A 23,900-nucleotide genomic window follows, 5' to 3' on the forward strand; every position below is an offset into this window, starting at 1 on the left:
ATTTTACTTCATCAAAAAATTAACATTATGAAAAAGTTCGTATTACTCGTTGCTGTATCAGGTACATTTATTATGTGTCAAAAGCAAACATCGAAGTTTGAAGAAGTATCCAATTCTATTGACAGTGCCTCTACGGTTGCTGCAAATGCTATAGATCAGGCAAGCAAAACGGCAGATCAGGCCTTAGATTCTGCCAGCATCAAAATAAAAGATTTTGAAAACACGAAAAATGATATTCAGGAGAAAATAGAAAATACCTCCAAAATCGTAGACTCTCTATCTGATAAAATTACTTCCACCAAACTGGAATCTAAAATAGAGAAAAAGGACTCCGCAAAGAAATCTGAAAAAATCGTTGTGAATGTTCCGGCTCCTAAAGTGATCAAAGAAACCAAAGTCGTTTACAAAGATCATCCGAAAAACGACAGTTACGAATTGAATAGGGCCAAAGACAGAATGGTAAAATCAGGGTACCTCTCTATAAAAGCAGATAATGCAGAAACGGTAAAGGAAATCATCAGAGAAGAAGCACTCCGAAACAACGGCTACATCAAAAGTGAAAATCTCTCATACATAGAATCGGCTAATCCCCGTGAAGAGAACCAGAAGCAATACAGCCTTGACATTAAAGTTCCTATTCAGTATTTCGATGTGCTGATGGAATCCTTAAACAATAACCTGGGGAATATTGATACAAAAGACGTTCAGGTTTCCGGCCATCAGTATCAGGATAATACCATTTGCAGTATCAGCGTCAATATTACGGATAAAACCGGAGTTGAAAAAGAACCTAAAACATTCGGTGGAAAGTCATTAGCTGCTATAGAATCAGGCTGGGATGTCATCACTTCCATATTCCTGTTTATCCTTCCTCTCTGGCCTCTATTCCTGATAGGAGCTATTGGGTTCTATTTTTATAAAAAAAGAAAAACCAATATTCCTGACAAAGATGCCCCTTAAATGATAAGATCTAATTCCGTGATCGATTTTTTTAATCTTTTTTTAATTCTAATTCTAATTTCAAATCGATTCTTTTATTAATTTTATCTCATCAACGAATCCTTGTTTATTTACAGAATTCGGCATAAACCTCGGAAATTTTTATTTCATATATTAATATTTTGTGATTTGGTGTAAGAATAAGGCCCTCAAGTTGAGGGCCTTATTTATTTTATTTCATATTCACTACTTTATCTACCACAAACTTTGTGTTTCCTCTCCACGGAAGAGCACCATTGTATTCTTTGTAATGGAGATCAAAGCTTTTACCACTGTTGGTTTCCAGTTGTTTGAAAACTTCAGGATCATCTACAGAAAACTCAAACTCATAGCTTGTAATGGTTCCTGTTTTTCCTTTTCCAAAACCTTCCTGAATCAGTTTACCTTCATAAGTTTTGAAGACATACCCTTTTTTCATAGCATAATTCAGATACCCGGATTTTACTCCTTCTCCGAAAACGAAGTAGTATTTGTACCATACAAATACGCCTAACAATAGTAATACGACCCCCAGAGTGATCCACAAAGATTTTTTCATAAGCAGTGTGTTTTAAAATGTTATTTTGCGATGCTTCTTGAGATCACGATTTTCTGGATTTCAGAAGTTCCTTCGTAGATCTGAGTGATTTTCGCATCTCTCATTAATCTTTCTACGTGGTATTCTTTTACATATCCGTATCCACCGTGGATCTGTACAGCTTCAATAGTAGTATCCATGGCTACCTGAGAAGCATATAGTTTTGCCATTGCTCCGCTTTCAGAAATATCTTTTCCAGCGTCTTTCTCACATGCTGCTTTGAAGCAAAGCATTCTTGCTGCAGTGATCTGAGTAGCCATATCCGCCAATTTGAATGCAATCGCCTGGTGGTTGATGATTTCAGTTTTGAAAGCTTTTCTTGTTTTTGCATATTTCAATGCCAATTCGTAAGCTCCAGAAGCAATTCCTAAAGCCTGAGAAGCGATCCCGATTCTTCCGCCGTTCAATACTGCCATAGCAAAGTTGAACCCGAATCCGTCTGCACCGATTCTGTTTTCTTTCGGAACTTTTACGTTGTTGAAAATCAGAGAGTGCGTATCACTTCCTCTGATTCCCAGTTTATCTTCTTTTAAACCTACTTCAAAACCTTCCCATCCTCTTTCTACGATGAAAGCATTGATACCTTTGTGTTTTTTCTCAGGATCAGTCTGTGCAATGACGATATAGTAAGTTGCAGTTCCACCGTTTGTGATCCAGTTTTTGATCCCGTTCAGAAGATAGTAGTCTCCTTTGTCTTCAGCAGTTGTTTTCTGAGACGTAGCATCAGAACCAGCTTCCGGCTCAGATAATGCAAACGCACCAATTACCTGTCCGCTTGCAAGAGGAGTAAGATATTTTACTTTTTGCTCTTCAGAAGCAAATTTTTCAAGACCTGCACAAACCAATGAGTTGTTTACAGACATTACAACAGCTGCAGAAGCATCTACTTTTGCAATTTCCTCCATAGCCAGTACATAAGAAACACTGTCCATACCTGCACCACCGTATTTTGGATCAACCATCATTCCCAAAAGTCCCATTTCTCCCATTTTCTTCACCTGCTCTGTAGGGAATTTCTGGTCACGGTCTCTTTCAATAACTCCTGGTAATAGTTCGTTCTGTGCAAAGTCTCTTGCTGCCTGCTGAATCATCAGCTGTTCTTCCGATAAATTAAAGTCCATAAAAAAAATAATTAGATAGCCGTAAATTTACACTTTTTAAGCAAATCTGAAAAAATAAATTGGAAACGGTGAAAATGGTGAGTTGGAGAGGCTTGAGACAGGGAAACTGAGATTCGGACTATGGGCGGTGAGCTGACCTATAAAAGTGAGAAGTTCTGATATGATAAGGAGGATCATTTTACTTTGAACAAGTCTATTTATCCCGTTTACGGCCCTCTTTTTGATAAGAGATATTATGGTAAGCATTTAACTAATTTTCATTTATCATAATGAGAGGTCCACAATTAAAAAAAATGCTTATATTTAGATTTCTTTATAAATTATTTAAAAAATCATGACGATCAAGAGATTATTCGATATTCCGCACTACGCTTTAGAGAAATATCCTAAAACGGATATGTTTGTAACGAAATATCATGGTGAATGGAAAAAAACTTCTACGCAGGAGTTTATCAATGAGGGAAATAAGATATCCAGGGGATTACTGAAACTGGGCATCAAACCGGGGGATAAGATCGCCTTGATTACCACCAATTCCCGTACGGAATGGGCTATTATGGACTTTGGACTCTCCCAGATCGGAGTAGTTTCCGTACCGGTTTACCCAAGTATTTCTCCGGAAGATTACGAATTTATCTTCAACAATGCCGAAATTCAATACTGTTTTGTGTCTGATAAAGACCTTTTGAATAAAGTAATGAAGGTAAAACACAATATCCCAAGTTTGCAGGGAATTTTTACTTTCGACAACATCAGCGGCGCTGCCAACTGGAGAGAGATCCTTGATCTCGGAAAAGACGAATCCACTCAAATAGAAGTAGACGACCTTTCCAATGCTATCAATACAGAGGATCTGGCTACGATTATCTATACTTCCGGAACCACCGGAAGACCTAAAGGGGTAATGTTGACTCACAGTAATATTGTTTCTAACATATTGGGTTCTATTCCAAGGATTCCGAAGAAAAAAAGTTTAGACTACAAGGAAACAAGAGCTTTAAGCTTCCTTCCTATCTGTCATATCTTCGAAAGAATGCTGTTCTACCTCTATCAATACAACGGTTTTTCTCTTTACTTCGCTGAAAGCATTGAAAAAATGGGCGAAAACGTAAAAGAAGTGAAACCTCATTATATGACCGTAGTACCAAGACTAGTAGAAAAGGTATATGATAAAATTTACAATACCGGTTCTTCAGCCGGAGGATTGAAATCAAAAATATTCTTCTGGGCTCTGAATCTGATCAGTAAAAAGAAATCCATTTCAAAACCATCCGGTCTTCAGGAGATCATTGCAGACAAGCTTGTATTCTCTAAATGGAGAGAAGGTTTGGGGGGTGAAATCGTTACTCTGGTTTCCGGATCTGCCGCTTTATCAACAAGGCTGAACCTGATGTTCCAGAATGCAGGGATTCCGATTCTGGAAGGCTACGGACTTACGGAAACTTCACCGGTAATCTCCGTAAACAGTTTTGAAAAAATGAGAGTAGGTACAGTAGGTGTTCCTTTGGATAATTTAAAGGTAAAAATCCAGGAAGATGGTGAGATCACAGTAAAAGGACCCTCTGTATTCAAAGGATATTTCCAGAATGAAGAGATGACTAAAGAGGCATTTACCGAAGACGGATTCTTTAAAACCGGAGATATTGGCCATATCGACGGTGACGGATTTTTACAAATCACTGACCGTAAAAAGGAAATGTTCAAAACTTCGGGTGGAAAATACATCGCTCCACAAACAATTGAAAACCTGGCTAAAGCATCCAAATTCATCGAACAGATCATGGTGGTAGGTGATGGTGAAAAAATGCCATGTGCCCTGGTACAGCCTGATTTTGAATTTGCAAAAAGCTGGGCTATGAGAAACAATCTCAACATTGGTAGCACACCGGAAGAAATTGCCAAAAGTACAGAATTGAAACAAAGAATTGAAAAGGAAATTGAAGGCATCAATGAGCACCTTGGAAACTGGGAGAAAATCAAAAAGATTGAACTTACTCCTGAGGTGTGGAGCATTGAAACCGGATTGCTTACTCCAACCTTAAAACTGAAAAGAAAGGCGGTAAAAGAAAAGTTTATTGCCTTATACAATAAGATGTATGATCATCAGGATTAAAATAATACCAGCCGCTTCATTTTGAAGCGGTTTTTTTATAGGTTTTGGCTAACGATTGATTTCTGATGAATCGCATCATTCTTCGGCTACACTCAGGATTCGTTTCTTTGAGTTTTTCATCTCGTTGATTAAGCAGGTTGTGCAGAATCTTAAAACATGACCTTTTTCATTCCGTAGGAATCTTGTCTGTATTTTTATTATATTGTATACTGTGTTGAGATTCCTTTGGAATGACAAAGAGAGTGGATAAGAAGAGCGTTGAAGAGCTGGATAACGGGGGAATTTGTGTTATGTATGCTATGTGCGGTTTATTTGTGTTATTTGTGAAAACATTCGTGCCATTCGTGTTTAAACAAAAAAAAGCTGTCTCAAATATGAAACAGCTTTTATATTGTTGAAAATCGATAATTAGAATTTAATTACAGATTTCATTTTTTCGTTTTCTTCCATTACCAACTCGTCATCTACAAGGATTTTTCCAGAGTGCTCATCAATAATGATTTTCTTTCTCTGAGCAATTTCCATTTGCTTTTGAGGTGGAATGGTGAAGAATGACCCTTTTGGAGCTCCTCTCTCTAATCCTACTACTGCAAGACCGTTGATAGAATTGGTTCTGATTCTGTTGTAAGAAGCCAATAATCTTTCGTCAATTTTACCTGCGAATTCTTTAGACTGCTCTATAAGATATTCTTCTTCTTTCTGAGTTTCAGAGATCAAACCTTCTAGTTCTTCTTTCTTGAATTTCAAGTGGCTTTTCAAGTCGTTGATCTTTGCATTCAGTTCGCTTAAAGTTTCGTTTTTGTGAGCAATTTTAGCTCCGAATTCTTTAATTCTTTTTTCAGCAAGCTGAATTTCCAGATCCTGGAATTCGATTTCTTTTCCTAATGCTTCAAACTCTTTATTGTTTCTTACATTGTCCTGCTGAGATTTGTATTTCTCAATCAAAGTTTTTGCATGGTTGATTACTTCATGCTTTGTTTTGATCTGATCGTCCTGATCTTTGATGTCTGCATGAAATTTTTCAGCTCTTTTTTCAAGACCTTCAATCTCGATTTCAAGATCTTCAACTTCAATTGGCAATTCTCCTCTAGTATTTCGGATTTCATCCAATCTTGAATCAATGATCTGTAAATCGTATAAAGCTCTTAATTTTTCTTCAACTGGAATATCGTTGGTTTTTGCCATATTTAAATGAAATAATTTACTGGGTTTGTTTTTTCAATAGATTTTGAAATTGCAAATGTACTAAATTTTTGTGATAAAATTTCAAATAATTGTTGACTTACAAATTGTTCTGATTCATAATGACCTATATCACAAATTAGCATTTTAGACTCTGCTAAAAAATAGTCGTGGTATTTGAGATCTCCGGTAAGATAAGCATCACATTTTTTGGAAACGGCAGATCTTATTCCGCTGGCTCCTGAGCCCCCAAGAACCCCTACTCTTTTAATTTTTTTATGGTTGAATGCTGAATGTTTGATAACTTCCAGCCCAAACTTTTCTTTCACCATTCTCAGAAAATCCTGTTCCTCCATTTCTTCTTCCAGGTCACCGTACATTCCCAGTCCTGCATGATGGTTTTTATTATCCAGACTATATACCTGATAGGCAACTTCTTCATAAGGATGCGCCGCTTTCATCATACTTACAATCTGCCCTTCTTTATAGTTTTCAAATATTACGGAAATCATATCTTCATCTGCATTTTCACGGATATTCTGCTGGCCGGAAAACGGATTGGAGCCTTCTGTAGGTCTGAATGTCCCGTTCCCGTTTACAGTGAAGCTGCATTCGTCATAAAACCCGATGTTACCTGCCCCCGCTGAGAACATGGCTTCTTTTACTTTTCCAGAATATTCTTTCGGAACAAAAACCGTAAGTTGTTTTAAGTTATTTTCTTTAGGCTGGAGAATTTTCATATTCTTTAAACCCAACTGGCTGCAAATACCATGGTTGACCCCAAAAAAATCATTATCAAAAGCCGTATGAATGGCATAGATGGCTATTTTATTTTCAATAGCTTTCAAAACGGCTCTTTCTACATAGTTTTTCCCAGTCAGAGATTTTAATCCGGAAAATATAATGGGATGAAAACATACGATCAGATTACAGTTTTTTTGAATGGCTTCTTCCACAACGTTTTCCAGTGCATCATGGCATACAAGGATACCGGATACATCACGGTCCGGCACGCCACACAGCAAGCCTACATTATCAAAATCTTCTGCCTGTCTGATGCTTATTTCTTCTTCAATCTTTGCAATTACAGTTCTTAGCTTCATGAGTCTATATTTTACAGTTATGGCGAAGATATTAATTTTACCAAAACTCTAAAGAAAATTTCTGTGCAATAAAAAAACCGGCTCTTATCCAACCGGTTTAAAACTTTTAAATCAAAAACTTTTAATCTTTAAAAAGAGATACTCTCGTAAAGGAATCTACACTCACGGTACATCCCGTATCTGCTTCCATAAAAAGCTGATAGCCTTTGCCGGGAGCAAGACTGGCCGGATCTGCAATGGTATAGAAATAGAAGGTAAGAAGTTTTCCTGAACCGCTCGAACCACTTGGAAGCAGCTGGATTGAGTTGACCTCAAATCCTGAGTCCGGATTGGTAAATGTTGCCTTTACTGATCCTGAAGAATTGGAGCCGGGAGTAACGTTAGCAATAAGCCTCCATACATGCACCTGTCCTGAAATTTCATTTTCCCTCCATTTACCGGTAGCATCAATATAAATATTGGCTGTTACCCCGGGAAAAGGAACGGTTGTTTCCGGCCAGCTTGTGGTAGGGCTTGGTGCGAAAATCAACGGTGTGGCATAGATTACCTGCTGCCTTGGACCATATGTATTTCCTGATGCGACTAAACTGAGGGAGGGTTTTACATTTGCGTTTCCAGAATTCACTTTAACGACACCGTCGTTGCCAGCCTGAGATGATGTGGGAACAAAAAGCTGTCTCCAGAGGGTACCGTCCCAATACTGGAAATTATTGGTTGTCGTATTAAAAATAAGGGTTCCTGCAGTAAGGTTAGCATTCACAACCCCTGCAGGAGGAACTGTAGACGCATCGTTATCAGCCAGATTAGTATCTCTGTCACTATCACTAAGACGGGGAATGAGAATACCTTTCTGATTGGAAGAAATATCCAATACTGTTGCTCCGTTGGGAGACACTGTATTAATCCCAACCTGAGCACCTATAAAACTGCACATAAAAATGGGAACAAACAAGGTTAAAATTTTTCTCATGATATAAAGCTTTTGTACAATAAAAGTACAAACTTGAATCAAAAAAATGTTAAAAAATAAATTTTTATATGTCATATTTTATTCGTATTTTACTTAATACAACATATTAAAAACCAGTGTTTTAAATGGTAATAATTCACAATTTGATGACAGAAAAACTGTTAACATTTGGATAATTCTTTTAACAATCATATATTTACCCTATACTTTATGGAATTTAGTAACTTCGCTGTGAAATAACCTTATACAAATGGAGAAAGAACATAATCTTGTTCCTGAGGACATTCTTTGGAAAAGATTCCTTTATCGAATAATTTATCGCTCTGATACAAAGCTTGGAAAACTGTTCGATATTATATTATTGGCCTTAATTCTTGTAAGCACGTCCATTATTATGATGGAAAGTGTCCCTAAGCTCGACAGAAGGTTTCATTATACTTTCCTGGTGCTTGAATGGGTGATCTCCATTTTTTTCACTCTTGAATATTCTATGCGGATTGCTGTGGTAAAGAATAAGAGAAGCTATATTTTCAGTTTTATGGGAATCATAGACTTTCTTGCTCTTGCTCCGTTCTTTCTCAGTTTTTTCTTTCCGGTCACTAAATATTTCCTAATTTTCAGAATGCTGAGAATGCTGAGAATCTTCAGAATTTTTAATTTGCTGGATTTCATGAATGACGGTTACCTTATTGTAAGGGCCTTAAGAAACAGTTCAAGAAAGATTTATATTTTCCTTTTGTTCCTGATCATCTTCTCCGTGATTGTAGGCTCTCTCATGTTTATGGTGGAAGGCGGCAGACAGGGATTTGAAACCATTCCGCAATCTATCTATTGGGCGGTAGTCACGGTAACCACTGTAGGATATGGAGATGTCTCCCCTATCACTCCATTAGGAAAGTTTTTCGCGGTTGTTCTGATGCTTGCGGGTTATTCTATCATTGCTGTACCTACAGGAATAGTAACTGCAGAAATGCGAAACAAAAGGCAAAATTTAGAAAAGGTATGTGACCGATGCGGTAATGATGATATTGATGACGATGCAAGGTATTGCAAACAGTGTGGTAAAAAATTAATCTAAAATCTCATTTTATCAAATCCTGCGCATCAATCATTCGATAATTCTCAAAAAATCTATACAATATTGATTAAATAGTTGATTATACTTTCATGTTCCTGAAGTTTCACTTTTTTTCTTAATCGATGTCTGGCGATATTGATGCTGTTCTGGCTTTGTCCGGTAATTGCAGAAATATCTTTTGTGGATAGATTTAACCGTAATAAGGCCGAAAGTTTGAGCTCAGTTCTGGATAAATCCGGGTGCAATTCTATAAGTTTTTTATAAAAATCCTGATGGGTATCCTGAAATACTTTTTCAAATTCTTCAAGATTCAGTACCTTCTGACTGCTTTTAATTTCATTTAATATAGAAGTAACCTGTGTTTTCAATTCCGGTTTTCCTTTCAAACCGGTTAATTTTCTTTTGGTCACATCCAGTATTTCATTGGTATGGAGTACTTCAATGCTTTTTTTGGTAATTTCTTTATTTCGCTCCTCCAATTTTTTAAGAAGAAGCTCATTTTCCAGTCCCGTTTTTATCAATTTAATTTTCTGCAGTTTGTAAATAAGAAATAAAATAATACAGCTGGTAACAAGAATAAAAAAGGACGTGAAATAAATCCAGTTTTTTCTTTTTTGCTTTGAAATATTCAATTCTTCTTTTAATTTTTGCTGATATTTGAATTCTACCTTACGAACCTGCTTGTCGGTTATTTTATGAAGTTCCGCATCACTGATTAGTTTCGCCTGATGTAGGTAGAAATTGGCTGATTCAATTTTATGATCTTCTTCATACAGCTTAATTAAAGTTTCTGCACTTAATTTCTGAATATTTGTGTTTTTAATATTTTTACTGAGCAAAAATGACTTGTTCAGATAATATACTGCAGAATCTTCGTTTTTAGCGGGCTCGCTGGAATACAAATACCCCAGATTGTAAAATGTTTTAGCCAAATCATCCTGTTCTTTATATTGAGTGGCTATTGTCTTTGCCTGAAAGAAGAAATTCAAGGCTTCCTTCAATTCTTTCAATTTAAAACTTACAATTCCCAAATTCTGATAAGCCATGATCCGGCCTTTATTGTCGTTTAATTTTATACTGCTGGCCAATGCATTTTCATACATCTTTTTTGCATTATCATAATTTCCTGAAGTTTCTTCTAATATCGCAAGATTGTTATATAAGACATAAATTTTGGGAGAATGATTTTTTTTATACCCATTCAATGCTTCAAGCCAGTATTTTTTTGCTGTACTGTTTTTTCCTAAACTGTAGTATACATTGCCTATATTCTTAAGAGTGATATACTGATCCTGCGAATTGAGTTTTTTTTGCAGAAATAATGCAGAGTTATAATAGTTTAAAGCATAATCATATACCTCCTGAGAATTGTAAAACATACCAGCAGTATCATAGAGTCTTATCAGCAAAGTATCCGGCAGTTTTTTTTCATCATTCAAAGCTTCATTAAGCAGATTCAGTGCCTTATTTTCATCAGTATGCTGAAGGCGCTTTATATCCGCCAGCATCAGAGATACCCTTTTGCTTTCAACCGTATTTTGGCAGAATGCTACGGAACAGGAAAACAGATACAAGAAACAAAGAAATCTAGTATTTAAACACCTGAAAATAAGTAAATTATAATTTAAATGAAATATTTTGAAATCTCCAAATATCTGCATGAAATATTTTGTAACAGAGTTTTTTTTCGTTTTCATTTGTGTGCTTTTAAATTTACTGTCCTAATCTAAATACAAAAATTATGAAAACCAAAATTTTACTTACGTTTTATTTTTTAGGATCATTATTTGTCAGCGGCCAGAATAATACAGTGCTTTTTTATGATGGCTTTGAACAGTATCAGGACTGGATCTATTCCGGCATTGGTAACTGGACTCTGACCGATGTAGACGGAGAAGAGCAAGCTGCAATTTTGGGGGTTAGTTTTCCTAATAATCAATTTCACCCTTTTGCCGGAAAAATTATTAACAGTACAGCCGCCACACCAGGAGTGGTAGAGATTAATATTCCCGGCACCAGAAACTATGAGGCAAGAACAGGACAAAAAGTTCTGGGAATGTTTGCCTCACTTCTTCCAGCCAATAACGACTGGATCATTTCTCCTCCAATACAATTGGGTAATAATGGCAATAAGCTCTCTTTTTATGTAAAATCAGCTCATATGGACAATGAGAAACATGAAAAGTTTGACGTACTGATTTCAACAACAGATACCGACCCTCAAAGCTTCACTGCTTTTCCCAAAGTGTACACCGGGGATTATTTCACTGAATCAGATTGGACTGAAGTGGTCATAGATCTTGATGCTTACAGCAATATGGAGGTCTACCTGGCTATTCATTATATTTCTGAAATTTATGACAATCCAGCCTTCCCTGGACATTTACAAAAACGGGCACTCAGCCTCCTTTTGGATGATTTTACAGTATCTACAGCTTCTACATTAGGAACACAGGAGTACACAAAGAACAAAAAGATAAACATATACCCTAATCCTTTTAAAAATGATCTGCATCTGCAGGCTGATGAAAAAATTCAGAACATTAAGATTTTTGATATGACCGGCAGGCTCTTATTTGAGAAAAGCATCAATACTGAGAAAAAAGATATTAATCTGTCTTTCTTAAAACCGGGAACATACATTGCTGAAATACAAAAAGCCGCTTCTACGGAACGTGTGAAAATTATAAAAGAATAATCATAAAGAAGCCTTTAAACACAAATGGCAAAGCCAAAGGGTTCCTTACATTGGTAAGGAGCCTGCGGTTTTTATAAAACAGGATTAGGCTCAAAAACCGTAGTCGGTATCAATTCTGAAACCGGTTTATAAAATGACAGGTATTGATCATCCAACAACACATGGCAATAGTGGCAAGAAATTAGCTTGATAAAAGGTATCAGTTAAATATATTCACCAAATACCACAAAGTCATGGAACCAAAAAAGAAAAACAAACCGAATAGCTTAGTTATCATCCTTTTTGCACTTATTGCGCTCATGATCATTATCTACTTTGTATTAGCAATGTTCTTTCCTACCGTTTTTGATCTTATGAATACGGGTGATATACAGCCCGTTCCAAATAAGTGACAAACAATGATGAGTGATTGTATATAAAAAGTAACACAAAGGTGGGTAAAGTTATTCTACTCAGCTTATTTTTAACAAAAAAAGACGGATCCAAATAGATCCGTCTTCCCTTTTTTATTGAAGTGATTAATTATTTTCTGATCGCTTTAATAGTCTGTCTTGATCCGTCTTTCATATTCAGCACCACAAGATACATTCCCTGTTTAAGATCTGCCAAATGAAGAACAGAAGACGGTTTTTCTATTGTTTTTACCAGTCTTCCGGAAACATCCAGAATAGAAACGGAACTTACCAGGTCTGCTTTTGAAATATTCAATACGTCACTGAATGGGTTTGGATATACTCTCACCTGTTCTTTAGCTTTGGAAATCTCAGCTGTTCCAAGACTTTCTTTGTTGATCGTGATGGTAAAAGTATCTTCCGGATCATCATCATAACCTGAATAAGCACCTACATTTACATAATATACTGTTCCGGCAACCGTCTGAACAGATATTGATTCTGTACTTCCTGAACCGTTTTCATCAGCTGTTCCTACACAATCAAGATTACCACAACTGCCGCTGAAAACTCCGATCTGAGCATCAAAATCGCTTTCTGCAGGCATTGATACTGAAATTTCATGGGTAGAACCGTCACCTGTGAAAGTAAACCATGTTCCGTCATTCATTTCATCGGAACAGGTCGTAAGGAATCCGTTATTATTGGTAGCTGCTATCGCATCCGCCTGTGTATAGGTATATGGGAACGCAGAGGCAACCAACGCTCCGGAGCAATCATCATTGGCAGGGGTTGGAGGTAATGTTCCAACACAAATTTTAAACCCTTGTGCTGATCCCGCTCCATCATAACTGAACACTCTCACATAATAGGTATCTCCTACTGTAAGGCCTGTAGCAGACGCCGATTCGGAATCTGAACACAGAATACTTGTCAAATTACCACAATTTCCGCTGAAAACCTGGAAGTAAGTATCTGTACTAAAATCTTCACCAAGAGAAACAATATCACTAAGTTTGATCAGATGCCCTGTAGATGTCGCCGTAAATTTAAACCATACATCATCATCCGGCTCACCATAACAATTGCCCAACCCCTGACCTGAATCTGTAGCTCCCAATGTATGACCTTCTGTAGGTACTGTACAATTTAAGTCCGGATTTACTGTCAGAGTAATGGCACTTGAACATTCATCATTAGTTGGCGGCGGAGGAAGTGTTCCAACACATATTTTAAAGCTTTGAGAATAGCTAGGCCCTCCAAAACTGTACACTCTGATGTAATAGGTTTCACCAGCAGTAAGAGCAGTTACCACTGCTGATTCATAATCTGAACACAAAATACCTGTCAGACTGCCACAACTTCCACTGAAAACCTGGAAATAGGTATCTGTACTATCATCCATCCCCACAGAAGTTATATCTGTCAGAGAAATCATATGTTTATCAGCAGTAGCGGTAAATTTATACCAGACATCATCATCAGCATTCCCACTGCATGGTGCTTCATCTATATTGGAATCTGTCGCTGAAAAGGTTGTTCCGGTCGCAACACTTCCACAATTCAAGTCAGGGTTTACCGTCAGATTAACCGCATTTACACATTCATCATTAGATGGTGGTGGTGGCATTACTCCCACACAGATTGTAAAGCTTTGAGCTCTTCCTGCTCCTCCATAGCTATACACCCTTACATAATAAGTATCTCCTATGGTAAGGCCTGTAACAACAGAAGCTTCCGGATCTGAACACAGAATACTTGTTAAATTACCACAACTGCCACTGAAAACCTGAAAATACGTATCCTTACTGCTAACAGTACCTACCGACACAATATCGCTTAACTTTATCATATGTTTGGTTGCTGTAGCCGTGAACTTATACCAGACATCATCATTCGGATTCCCAATACAAGGAGAAGGTGCCAGACCTGAGTCCGTTGCAACCAGGGTTGTTCCGGCTGTCACTACTCCACAGTTCAGATCAGGATTCACTGTAAGATTTACAGCATTGGCACATTCATCATTAGGTGGCGGAGGTGGTGTCGTGGTAAACTTGGTATCGGCACATCCTGAAGATTCTCCTGCAGCACTTACTGCCGTAACTCTGATATAATAAGTTGTATTCAAAGAAAGAGGAGATGGCGGCGTAAAGCTCGTTACACTTACCGATTGCTGATTGACTACATCTGTACCACCCGGAGTAGTTCCTATAGAAATTTTATATCCTGTAGCTCCCTGGGACGCATCCCATGTAATATCAGGTGACGCCGGTATTAATATTCCGTTGTTTTCCGGATACGTTACTGAAGGACAAAGTGGTAATGGACTTGGAGAGAGTCCTATAAGACTGACCATTGATCTATATCCTAAAAGGTCTCCCGTCGCTGGTGGATTTGAAGGGTTAGGATTATTACTGTCGCTTCGGTAAGCCAGCGTTCTGTCCTGTGTTGTATTGGTATAAACAGTGAACAGATTGGAATCGTCATAATCCGGAGTATTTTCATCTACTGCAATGACTAAATTCTGTGTATTGTTATACGGAAACGGTGTAGTAAAATTGATTTCCACCACTCCTGATGTGTTGGCTACCGCGCCTGAAAAGACTTTTGTCATCTGCCCCACAGGAACCCAATCTCCACCATCAGCAAAATTTGTTTTGGTAGTGTGTCCCAGATAAACAACCCAATCTATAGAATTGTCTATAACCGCTGAGGGATCCAAATAAAATTTAAGACCGGTAATATTCCCTGCCGCGTTAGCATTGATTTCCTGTTTGGTAAAAATCTGCTGGGTATAGGAATATCCGTAGTTGGTATTCACCGGGGCATTCCCGGTATCAGTGCTTCCCTCACCAAGGTTGATTTGAGCACTTAAAAGCATGCCTGTCATCAGCAGACATAAGAGTAAGATTTTCTTCATATACAATTTTTGGGTGTTAAAGTTTTACCAAATTAATAATATTTTAAATACAACATTAAAAAAAACTTAAAAAAAGTTTAAAAAATCCTTAAAATAAAAAATAACAAAAAAAAACAGCAACCCTCAGGTTGCTGTTCTAATTATGATCAATAATGGCTTTATTTCTTAATTGCCTTAACGGTTTGTTTAGTTCCGTCTTTCATATTCAATACTACTAAATACATTCCTTCTTTAAGATCTCTCAGTTGAAGGACAGTAGAAGGATTTTCAATGGTTTTCACCAATCTTCCCGCTACATCTACAATAGCTACTGACTGTACTTTAGAAACATCAGAAATGTTCAGAACGTCATAGAATGGATTTGGATAAACATTCACTCCTCTTTCCTTCGCTTTTGTTTCGCTTGTCCCTAGATTCGGGTTAAGCTCTCCATAAGAAAGGAAACCTGTATAATCAGTAGAAGCTACAGCAGTTGTCGACTGTATATTAGCAGGAACAGTACTTGTCCCTGCAACATAAGTAGCCGTATTTCCAAATGCGTTTGTATACACTCCTGAAGCTGTAGGAGCCATTACAGGGATGCTAACATTTTGAATATTGCTATCTCCCAGTTTAACATTAATAGTATTTATAGTACCTGAAACCAATGGTGCTTCCCATCTTCTGGTCGCAGAAAGGTTTACAACACTAGCAGCGGAAGCTGTTCCTGAATTAGAATCAAATGCTTCAGCCTTCATACTGGCAACAGATGTTGTAGCCGGAGCCAGCCAAATCGGTGCATAAGCAGTTTTTCCAACCGGATAAAGAATATAAGAAGTATTGGCATTGGCAATAGTTCTTACAAAAGGTCCGTTAATGTATGCTGAAGTTGATCCACCTGACAAAGTTCCTCCGGCTGTTGCAGTTCCTAATGTAAGTAAATTGACAGAAGTTGTATTTACTTTTCCAGCATTAAGTGTTAAAGTTGAACTTAAAGATAAAGGCACTCCCAGTGTAACTCCATTTGCATTTGTATTATTTACTGTAAGACTATTTAAGTTTGCAGTAGGAGATGCAGCTAAGTTTCTGAATACTCCACTTCCTGAAATAGTTTGGGCCTGAGTAGACGCAGAAGCTGTAGTACCAGTAACAGCAGCCATCTGTAAGGTACTTGTCCCCGTAAATGTACCATTATTGGTAAAGTTTCCTCCTACAGTAACTGTTGTGCTTCCGATGAACTCAGCATTTGGATATATTGTCAGATTTCCTTTTACAGCAGTAGAAAAAGGAATTGTTACCGCTCTATTGGTACCTGTATTGGCATTGATCTCAAGGTTACCTAAGTTAAGTCTTCCTGTTCCTGTATAAGTATCCAGTTTAAATTGAGCCGTACTATTTCCACCTGCGTCAGTAGAAATACCATTTCCTAATTTCAAGGTATGAGCAGTAGAAACCTCAACACTTGAACTATTATTATAAGAGAAAGCAATTGTAGAAGTAGAAGCTACGTGTGGATCTACAACAGTGAAAGTACCTCCTGTCCAGTTAATATTATTTGTACTCAGTAATACAATCGGAGTTCCTGAAGCTACTGAAGTGGCTGTGGCTCCTCCATCATTACCATCTACAACAATATCACCACCGGATTGATTGAATGTTGATCCTGATACGCTGGTCATATTACCATTTACATTCAAAGTACCGCCAGTCACTGTAAGCGTTCCATTATTTGTAAACGTATTATTCTTATTAGTACATCCCACACTAAGGTCTCCTGATGCAAGAGTAAGTGTTCCTCCTGTATTGATCGTTAGATTTTTAGAGACACTGGCTGCAGAATTTACAGTAACATTATGTGTATTGGCAATTTGTATTGCATCTGTACAACTTGGAACGGTTCCTTTATTCCAGGTAGCAGCATTATTCCAGTTTCCGCTGGTAACTGAAGCAAATGGGATATCTGAATTACTGATTCCTATATATAAAGGTCCAGCTAAAAGATCTGCCTGAGGTAGCGTCACACGTTGTGCTCCCGGTGTTATAGTTCCGTTCTGATGTGTTCCACCTATAGCACTGTTCGCGGCCATTATTCTGGAGTTACCACTGGTTGCCAGAAATGCTCCCGGTGCAAGCAGGGCAACAGAGTAAGAACTTGCAGCAATAGAAGTTCCTTCATTAGACACAGTCCAATTTCCATCATATCTATCTGTAACAGTATAAGTTCCATCAACAATGCTCAAACCTGAAGTCGTTGTAGTGGCATCATTATATACTGCAGCAAGCTCACCTGCAGCCGCTCCTGTTGTATTAGTTCTCGTAATAAACATACCTCTGTCAGATCCTGTAGTACTTACAAAAGGATATTTACTTGTTGTAGCTGTAGGATCACTTCCGGCAGTAATGGTAGTTCCTGTTCCTGTAGCAGCCCAATATCTTGAAAATTTAGCACCTGGTAAAAATCCAGTTCCGCTTGGTGCAGTAAGGGTATTTGCTGCCGCATTATTTCCAAAAGTCATTTTATTATTTCCCAGGTTCACTCTTGCTCCGGTCATATTCAGGTTATAAGCAACCTTAATATCATTAAAGGACCAGTTGATATTAGGAACAGCAGTATTGGTATTAGAGAAAGTAATGTTTCTTATTATCCCATTATTGAATGTTCCTGACCCTGACACCGTCTGTACATTAGCTCCGCTAAGTGTAAGGTTACCTGAAGTAGTTGATCCTACAGAAAGATCGATTGTACCGTTATTAACTATATTTCCGGCAACATTCAGTGTTTTTCCTGTTGTTCCGTTAAATACATTAATCATCCCTCCTGGATTTACATTCAGATTTCCACTCACAGCAAATGAAGTTGGAGTTGTTCCGTAAGCCAAAGTCCCTTTTACAGTCACATTACTGGCTGCCTGGCTTGTAGCATTGATGGTAACCACATGCCCTGTATCCACAGTTACATTATCAAATACTGTAGGTACGGCATTTGCATCCCAGGTTGAAGCTGATCCCCAGTTTCCAGTAGCAATTGATGTAAAATTCCCTGGAGGGCTTGATGTCAATGTAACATCGTCTATTGCTGCAGGTGGTTGTGTACCTGATGTACTATCATTGGTCCACATGAATACCAAACGCATGCTAACCGGACTGGTAGCATTTCCTAAATTAGTGATACTAATATTCTGATTCGTCCACGCTGCTCCTTTTAAATTATATAGCCAGTTGTTCGGGTAAGTACTTGTACTCGGTATATTACCCGCTGTAGGTGTATAAGTTGTAGGTACCAGATAGACTCTGAGATAATCATAATCATCTCCTATGTAATTCTCACCCTGAACAAGCAGCTTAAAAGATAAATTAATCTTTATTTCTCCCGCGGGAAAGGTTACATCCTGGTATAAAAACGTTGTGGAAGTGTTGGTAAGTGAATAGTTATTCGCATACGGAGCACTTGCACTATTCGAAATGTAAGCAGAATTTGTTCCTGAAAATCCTGCGGCAGCATTCGTATCGACCTGCCACTTGTTGGTTTCTGTTCCATTGACAAAAGTCCATCCGGCAGTACCGGATTCAAATCCCCCATTATTCACCGTGGGCGATATAAGAGTGGTTTGTGCTGATGACCATATTCCGAGGGTCAGCATACACATGTGTAAAAGTTTTTTCATACTTCGTAAAATAAAAGTTAGGGCGGTAAATGTAAGCAAATATTTAAATCAATATCAAAATTTATCTTAAAATGATACACCAAAACATTTAAAATACCTATTATTTTTATCAAAAATTAAACGATTATTTAATTTTAACTAAAATTCAACAATTGATGACAAAAATACAAAACACTGATTTACAGTAAATTAAATTAAACAAATCAAAAAACTACTCCTGAGGAAAAACCCCACTTAACATAATATATTTCTTGATAAATTTTATAGACTATTCTTTTTTTACAGACTTTTAAAACAAAAAAAGAGTGACAAAAGCCACTCTTTCAAATTATTATATCTCTTTTTAATTCAGATAGAACTCATATTTATTAAGCAACTGAATTTCTTTGATCAGATCACCGTTCAGATCCACCGAGTGCTTCATAGACTGCACTTCTATATGAGAATCGTCATCAATATTTTTGATAAAGAACTTCAATTTCTGATTTCCTTTATTCCTGTCCAGAACCGTTCTGAAAAAGTCGAGATCCTCCGGTCTTACATCCATTACATCCATTACCAAAGATATACTTTTTGCAAATCGCTCAAATGCTTCCTGAAGTTCTATGACATCATTTACATTCACAAAAACCCTTCCGTCTTTTACCTGAGCAAATTTGATCTTGAAAATTACAAATCTCTGGACCTCCAGTTTTTCCTTCAATCTCATATAATCTCTGTCTCCCAATCTGAAAGAATAGGAACCCGAATAGTCTTCCAATGTCACAAATGCCACTTTTTCACCGCTTCTGAAACCATCCTGAACTCTGTATTCTGTAATCAGTCCGGCTACAGTATATTCTTTACCACCGCCGCCATTTTCTCTTTCTTTCTGAAGGGTTTTCCAGTCTTTCTTCTTTTCCTGGAAAAGCTCTTCCTGTTTATTGGCAAAAGCCTGCTCTTTATAGGCATCAACCTCATCAAGATTCAGAAACATGAAATTACCTTTCGGCTCAGCCTTTTTTGTTACCTCTTCCACAACTTCTTCTTCTCCCGCTACTACATCATCAGACACGATCTCGGTAAGGTCTACATTATCATCCTGAGCGTCCTGTTCTAATACCGGAGCTTCTTCTGTCGCTGTTTTTCCTTCTTCATCTTTTTCCAGCACCGACTTTTTGGAAAGCTGCCCCTGCATAAACTGAAACTGATATTTGAATTCATCCAACGGATGTGCAGAAAGATAGAAACCAATGATTTCTTTTTCCTTATTCAGCTTATGCATATTCGGCCATTCCGGGCACGGTGGCAATTTAGGCTGCTCAATCTGAACTTCTTCTGCAAAATCTGCAAACAGGGAATGCTCCATCTCGTTCTTACTCTCCTGGAAGCTTTGTCCATATCGGATCAGTCTCTCCAGATTGGTTCTTCCTGCCATGTCAATATCAAAATACTGTCCTCTGTGGAAAGAATCCAGTTCATCAAAAGCTCCTGCCAGCACTAAACTTTCCGCCACCCTTTTATTCATTTGGGAAGGCATTATTCTTTCAAAGAAATCGTAAATATTTTTAAATCTTCCGTTTTCCCTTTCTCTTGTAATTGCTTCACTCGGTCCCTCCCCGATTCCTTTAATCGCTCCAAGACCAAAGCGAACCTGGCCTTTTTCGTTTACAGAGAATTTGTATTGAGATTCATTAACGTCAGGCCCCAAAACATCCACCCCCATACTCTTACAATCTTCCATGAACATGGTGATAGAGTCTGTGTTGTTAATGTTATTACTCATTACACTCGCCATATATTCTGCCGGATAATTGGCCTTCAGATAAGCTGTCTGATAGGCAATAAAGGCATAGCAGGTAGAGTGCGACTTGTTGAAGGCATATTCTGCAAAGGCTTTCCAGTCATTCCAGATTTTTTCTAAACGTTCTTCGTTCAGATTGTTCTTTCTACCTCCTTCAATGAATTTAGGGTACATTTTATTCAGAACGTCGATCTGCTTTTTACCCATTGCTTTTCTCAAAGTATCGGCTTCCCCTTTTGTAAAGTTGGCCAGTTTCTGGGATAAAAGCATTACCTGCTCCTGATAAACGGTAATTCCGTAGGTTTCTTTAAGGTATTCTTCCGTTTCCGGCAGGTCATATACAATTTCTTCAATTCCGTGCTTACGGTTGATAAAGTTTGGAATATACTTGATAGGACCCGGACGATATAATGCATTCATGGCAATAAGATCGGCAAAAACCGTAGGCTTAAGCTCTCTCATGTATTTTTGCATCCCGGGACTTTCATACTGGAAAATCCCTACCGTTCTTCCTTCTTTAAACAGCTGATAGGTTTTAGCATCATCAAGCGGAATAAGATCCGGATCAATATCTACTCCATATCTTGCTTTTACCAGCTTCAATGCGTCTTTAATGATCGTCAGCGTTCTCAGCCCCAGGAAGTCCATCTTCAGAAGTCCCGCACTTTCAGCCACCGAGTTATCAAACTGTGACACCAAAATATCGGCATCTTTTGCTGCTATAGTTACAGGAACCAGGTTACTTACATCCTCAGGTGTAATGATTACCCCACAGGCATGGATTCCCGTATTTCTGATACAGCCTTCCATCTTTTTTGCACTGGCAAGAACACCGTGGCGCGCGTCATCCGGACTGTCCAGAACATACCTCATCTCATCAACAAGCATCTGTTCTTCCGGTTTCAGTTTATCATATTTTGCCAAAGCTTTTGCAATGTTCATCCCCGGACTTGGAGGAATAAGCTTAGCAATATTGTTGGTATCAGGAATCGGAACATCTAAAACTCTTCCGGCATCTTTAATGGCGGATTTCCCTCCCAATACAGAGTAAGTAATAATCTGTGCTACCTGAGTTTTACCATATTTTTCAACAACCCATTTGATAATTTTATCTCTACCTTCATCATCAAAGTCAATATCAATATCGGGCATCGATACCCTTTCCGGGTTCAGGAATCTCTCAAAAAGGAGATCATATTTAATAGGGTCTACGTTGGTAATTCCGATACAGTAAGCAACGGCAGAACCCGCTGCAGATCCCCTTCCCGGGCCTACCCATACTCCCATTTTACGGGCTTCGTTACAGAAATCCTGTACAATAAGGAAATATCCCGGATACCCGGTATTGGCGATTACTTCAAGCTCAAAGTCCAGACGTTCTTTAATTTCATCTGTAATACCTCCTATCGGATCATATCTTCTTTTAGCCCCCTCATAGGTAAGATAAGTAAGATAAGCCATCTCCCCTCTTTTTCCTCCGTCTACATCATCTTCAGCATGAATAAACTCTTCCGGAATATCAAACTTAGGTAGAAGAACATCTCTTTTTAAGGTATAAGGCTTAAATTTTGCTGTAAATTCTTCATAAGCATCAAATGCATCAGGATATGCCAGGAAAGCTTCTTTTATTTCATCAGAATTTTTGATGTAATATTCTCCCGTCGCCAGCCCTCTCCTTTTACCAAATCCTTTTCCAATAGGTGTTGTCAGCTTCTCACCATCTTTGATACAGCTTACAATATCCTGGATATTGGCATCATCTTTATTGGTGTAAAACGTTTCGTTTTGGGCTAAAATCTTAACATTATATTTATCCGCCAGATAGAGAAGAACTTCATTTAAGTGTTCTTCTTCAGGCAGTTTATGGTTTTGAAGCTGTACATAGAAGTCATCTTCAAAGGTATCTTTCCACCATTTGAAAAGCTCCTCCCCTTTCTGCTCACCGGTATTTAAGATCGCATCGGGAATATCTCCCATAATTCCGGAAGTCAAAGCAATGACTCCTTCTTTATACTCAGCAATCAGCTCACGGCTCACCCTGGGAACTCCAAAGTAGAATCCTTTAAGGAATCCAATACTTGAAAGTTTTGCTAAATTTTTATATCCGTTAAAATCTTTTGCCAAAAGCACCACCTGCGTCCTTCTGTCCGGATCATCTTTGGTAAACTGCTTCTGCTCATAACGGTCTGAAATATAGAATTCGCAACCCACAACAGGAATTAGCGGCTCTGAAACAGGCTCCGTTTCATTGAATTCTGTTCCGTTTTCTTCAGCCTCCTGCTTTTTAGCTAAATATTCTTTATGTTTTTTGGATCTGTCTCCATTAGCTCCCTCTACTGCAGAAACGAACTTGAAAGCTCCCATCATATTTCCAAGATCCACCATTCCTACTGCCGGAAAATTTTCTTCGGAAGCTTTTTTGATCAGATCATTGATGCTGGAAGTAGCCGTCAGCGTAGAGAAAACACTATGGTTATTGAAGTTGAAATATCTACCGAGATCAATTTCGTCAATACTTCCGAAATCCTGCTGCTTTTTCTTATTATGAAAATCAGCAACCTGCCTTCTGATAACAATATTAAAAGGCTTAATAGGATCCGGATAAAGACTTCTGAAATAAGCAAGCTGATCCTCTGAAATCTTTAATGTTTCAGCAGGAACCACTCCAATTCTTACCATCTCAAAGAAAGCTCTGGCTGTAGCATTTACGTCGGCCGCCGCATTGTGGGCTTCGTCAAACTTATTGCCATACAGCTTTTCATAAAGCTCTTCCAACTTCGGAGGTTTGAACCTTCCACCACGACCACCGCCCAACTGGCAGTAATCCGTTCCCAAGATCATGGTATCCGCTTTAGGCTTTTCCTGTAAATTGTCTTTTAAATTTTTCCTGTAGAATTCAGCTCCTACGATATTGTAGTCAAACTCTACATTGTGCCCGGAGACCACTCTTACTCTTTCCAGTACTTTGGAAAATTCTTCTAAGATCTCCTGCAGATCACGTCCTTCTTCATTGGCAATCTTCGTTGTGATCCCGTGAATTCTGGCAGCGTTGAAGGGAATATCATACCCTTCAGGTTTTATAATATAATCCTGGTTTTCAATCAGATTTCCGTCATCATCGTGCAATTGCCATGCAATCTGAACCATTCTGGGCCAGTTATCCGAATCTGAAAGCGGAGCGTTGAAATTTTTTGGTAAACCGGTTGTTTCTGTGTCAAAAATTAAATACATATAATTTTCTAACTTTTTTATACAAAAGAGAATGTAAAGTTACTTCATTTTTTCCAAATATGGCTTTAAAGTCACCATTTAAACGATCA

13 protein-coding genes are annotated in these 23,900 nt (G+C 38.0%); 4 read left to right on the plus strand and 9 right to left on the minus strand.

Annotated elements, in window-relative coordinates; all coding sequences use genetic code 11:
- Positions 1-27 precede the first annotated feature (27 nt).
- On the plus strand, positions 28-960 hold the full coding sequence (locus AC106K_RS02210; RefSeq protein WP_482443218.1) for a DUF4349 domain-containing protein: 933 nt from the start codon (positions 28-30) through the stop codon (positions 958-960).
- Positions 961-1,171: 211 nt separating this feature from the next.
- On the opposite strand, the gene AC106K_RS02215 is transcribed toward AC106K_RS02210, so the two are convergent.
- Together AC106K_RS02215 and AC106K_RS02220 are read right to left on the minus strand one after the other, a co-directional pair.
- Positions 1,172-1,537, minus strand: coding sequence for a hypothetical protein (locus AC106K_RS02215; protein ID WP_047095450.1), 366 nt, complete (start codon positions 1,535-1,537; stop codon positions 1,172-1,174).
- Positions 1,538-1,557: 20 nt separating this feature from the next.
- Positions 1,558-2,697, minus strand: a complete 1,140-nt coding sequence (locus AC106K_RS02220; protein WP_482443219.1) for an acyl-CoA dehydrogenase — start codon at positions 2,695-2,697, stop codon at positions 1,558-1,560.
- A 334-nt stretch (positions 2,698-3,031) separates the two neighbouring features.
- On the opposite strand from AC106K_RS02220, the gene AC106K_RS02225 reads away from it, so the two are divergent.
- Positions 3,032-4,810, plus strand: a complete 1,779-nt coding sequence (locus tag AC106K_RS02225; protein WP_482443220.1) for an AMP-dependent synthetase/ligase — start codon at positions 3,032-3,034, stop codon at positions 4,808-4,810.
- 408 nt (positions 4,811-5,218) lie between these two features.
- Here the strand turns inward: AC106K_RS02225 and AC106K_RS02230 are convergent, their stop codons facing one another.
- The 3 genes from AC106K_RS02230 to AC106K_RS02240 all read right to left on the minus strand — a co-directional run bounded on the left by AC106K_RS02230 (position 5,219) and on the right by AC106K_RS02240 (position 8,065).
- Positions 5,219-5,995, minus strand: a complete 777-nt coding sequence (locus AC106K_RS02230) for a zinc ribbon domain-containing protein (RefSeq protein ID WP_482443221.1) — start codon at positions 5,993-5,995, stop codon at positions 5,219-5,221.
- A 2-nt stretch (positions 5,996-5,997) separates the two neighbouring features.
- Positions 5,998-7,095 (minus strand): Nif3-like dinuclear metal center hexameric protein, encoded by a 1,098-nt coding sequence (locus AC106K_RS02235; RefSeq protein WP_482443222.1) that lies wholly within the window; start codon positions 7,093-7,095, stop codon positions 5,998-6,000.
- Between the two features lie 121 nt (positions 7,096-7,216).
- Positions 7,217-8,065, minus strand: a complete 849-nt coding sequence (locus AC106K_RS02240; RefSeq protein ID WP_482443223.1) for a hypothetical protein — start codon at positions 8,063-8,065, stop codon at positions 7,217-7,219.
- A gap of 250 nt (positions 8,066-8,315) precedes the next feature.
- Here AC106K_RS02240 and AC106K_RS02245 point away from each other — a divergent pair, with 250 nt between their 5' ends.
- Positions 8,316-9,143, plus strand: coding sequence for an ion transporter (locus tag AC106K_RS02245; RefSeq protein ID WP_482443224.1), 828 nt, complete (start codon positions 8,316-8,318; stop codon positions 9,141-9,143).
- 53 nt (positions 9,144-9,196) lie between these two features.
- Here the strand turns inward: AC106K_RS02245 and AC106K_RS02250 are convergent, their stop codons facing one another.
- Positions 9,197-10,651, minus strand: a complete 1,455-nt coding sequence (locus AC106K_RS02250) for a tetratricopeptide repeat protein (protein WP_482443225.1) — start codon at positions 10,649-10,651, stop codon at positions 9,197-9,199.
- Positions 10,652-10,884: 233 nt separating this feature from the next.
- Here AC106K_RS02250 and AC106K_RS02255 point away from each other — a divergent pair, with 233 nt between their 5' ends.
- Positions 10,885-11,841: a choice-of-anchor J domain-containing protein gene (locus AC106K_RS02255; RefSeq protein WP_482443226.1), complete on the plus strand. Its 957-nt coding sequence runs from the start codon at positions 10,885-10,887 to the stop codon at positions 11,839-11,841.
- 522 nt (positions 11,842-12,363) lie between these two features.
- On the opposite strand, the gene AC106K_RS02260 is transcribed toward AC106K_RS02255, so the two are convergent.
- The 3 genes from AC106K_RS02260 to dnaE form a co-directional block, all read right to left on the minus strand.
- Positions 12,364-15,153 (minus strand): T9SS type A sorting domain-containing protein, encoded by a 2,790-nt coding sequence (locus AC106K_RS02260; RefSeq protein WP_482443227.1) that lies wholly within the window; start codon positions 15,151-15,153, stop codon positions 12,364-12,366.
- A gap of 158 nt (positions 15,154-15,311) precedes the next feature.
- Positions 15,312-18,797 (minus strand): T9SS type A sorting domain-containing protein, encoded by a 3,486-nt coding sequence (locus AC106K_RS02265; protein ID WP_482443228.1) that lies wholly within the window; start codon positions 18,795-18,797, stop codon positions 15,312-15,314.
- 343 nt (positions 18,798-19,140) lie between these two features.
- Complete coding sequence (gene dnaE / locus AC106K_RS02270; RefSeq protein ID WP_482443229.1) at positions 19,141-23,811, minus strand: DNA polymerase III subunit alpha; 4,671 nt, start codon at positions 23,809-23,811, stop codon at positions 19,141-19,143.
- Between the last annotated feature and the right edge of the window lie 89 nt (positions 23,812-23,900).

Source organism: Chryseobacterium sp. FR048 (assembly GCF_056844665.1).

What these genes read in the sequence shown, in the direction of transcription:
- AC106K_RS02240 (WP_482443223.1), bottom strand. Translation starts at nt 8,065, where the DNA reads ATGAGAAAAATTTTAACCTTGTTTGTTCCCATTTTTATGTGCAGTTTT.
- dnaE (WP_482443229.1), bottom strand. Translation starts at nt 23,811, where the DNA reads ATGTATTTAATTTTTGACACAGAAACAACCGGTTTACCAAAAAATTTC.
- AC106K_RS02250 (WP_482443225.1), bottom strand. Translation starts at nt 10,651, where the DNA reads ATGCTGGCGGATATAAAGCGCCTTCAGCATACTGATGAAAATAAGGCA.
- AC106K_RS02265 (WP_482443228.1), bottom strand. Translation starts at nt 18,797, where the DNA reads ATGAAAAAACTTTTACACATGTGTATGCTGACCCTCGGAATATGGTCA.
- AC106K_RS02210 (WP_482443218.1), top strand. Translation starts at nt 28, where the DNA reads ATGAAAAAGTTCGTATTACTCGTTGCTGTATCAGGTACATTTATTATG.
- AC106K_RS02220 (WP_482443219.1), bottom strand. Translation starts at nt 2,697, where the DNA reads ATGGACTTTAATTTATCGGAAGAACAGCTGATGATTCAGCAGGCAGCA.
- AC106K_RS02230 (WP_482443221.1), bottom strand. Translation starts at nt 5,995, where the DNA reads ATGGCAAAAACCAACGATATTCCAGTTGAAGAAAAATTAAGAGCTTTA.
- AC106K_RS02260 (WP_482443227.1), bottom strand. Translation starts at nt 15,153, where the DNA reads ATGAAGAAAATCTTACTCTTATGTCTGCTGATGACAGGCATGCTTTTA.
- AC106K_RS02225 (WP_482443220.1), top strand. Translation starts at nt 3,032, where the DNA reads ATGACGATCAAGAGATTATTCGATATTCCGCACTACGCTTTAGAGAAA.
- AC106K_RS02255 (WP_482443226.1), top strand. Translation starts at nt 10,885, where the DNA reads ATGAAAACCAAAATTTTACTTACGTTTTATTTTTTAGGATCATTATTT.
- AC106K_RS02235 (WP_482443222.1), bottom strand. Translation starts at nt 7,095, where the DNA reads ATGAAGCTAAGAACTGTAATTGCAAAGATTGAAGAAGAAATAAGCATC.
- AC106K_RS02215 (WP_047095450.1), bottom strand. Translation starts at nt 1,537, where the DNA reads ATGAAAAAATCTTTGTGGATCACTCTGGGGGTCGTATTACTATTGTTA.
- AC106K_RS02245 (WP_482443224.1), top strand. Translation starts at nt 8,316, where the DNA reads ATGGAGAAAGAACATAATCTTGTTCCTGAGGACATTCTTTGGAAAAGA.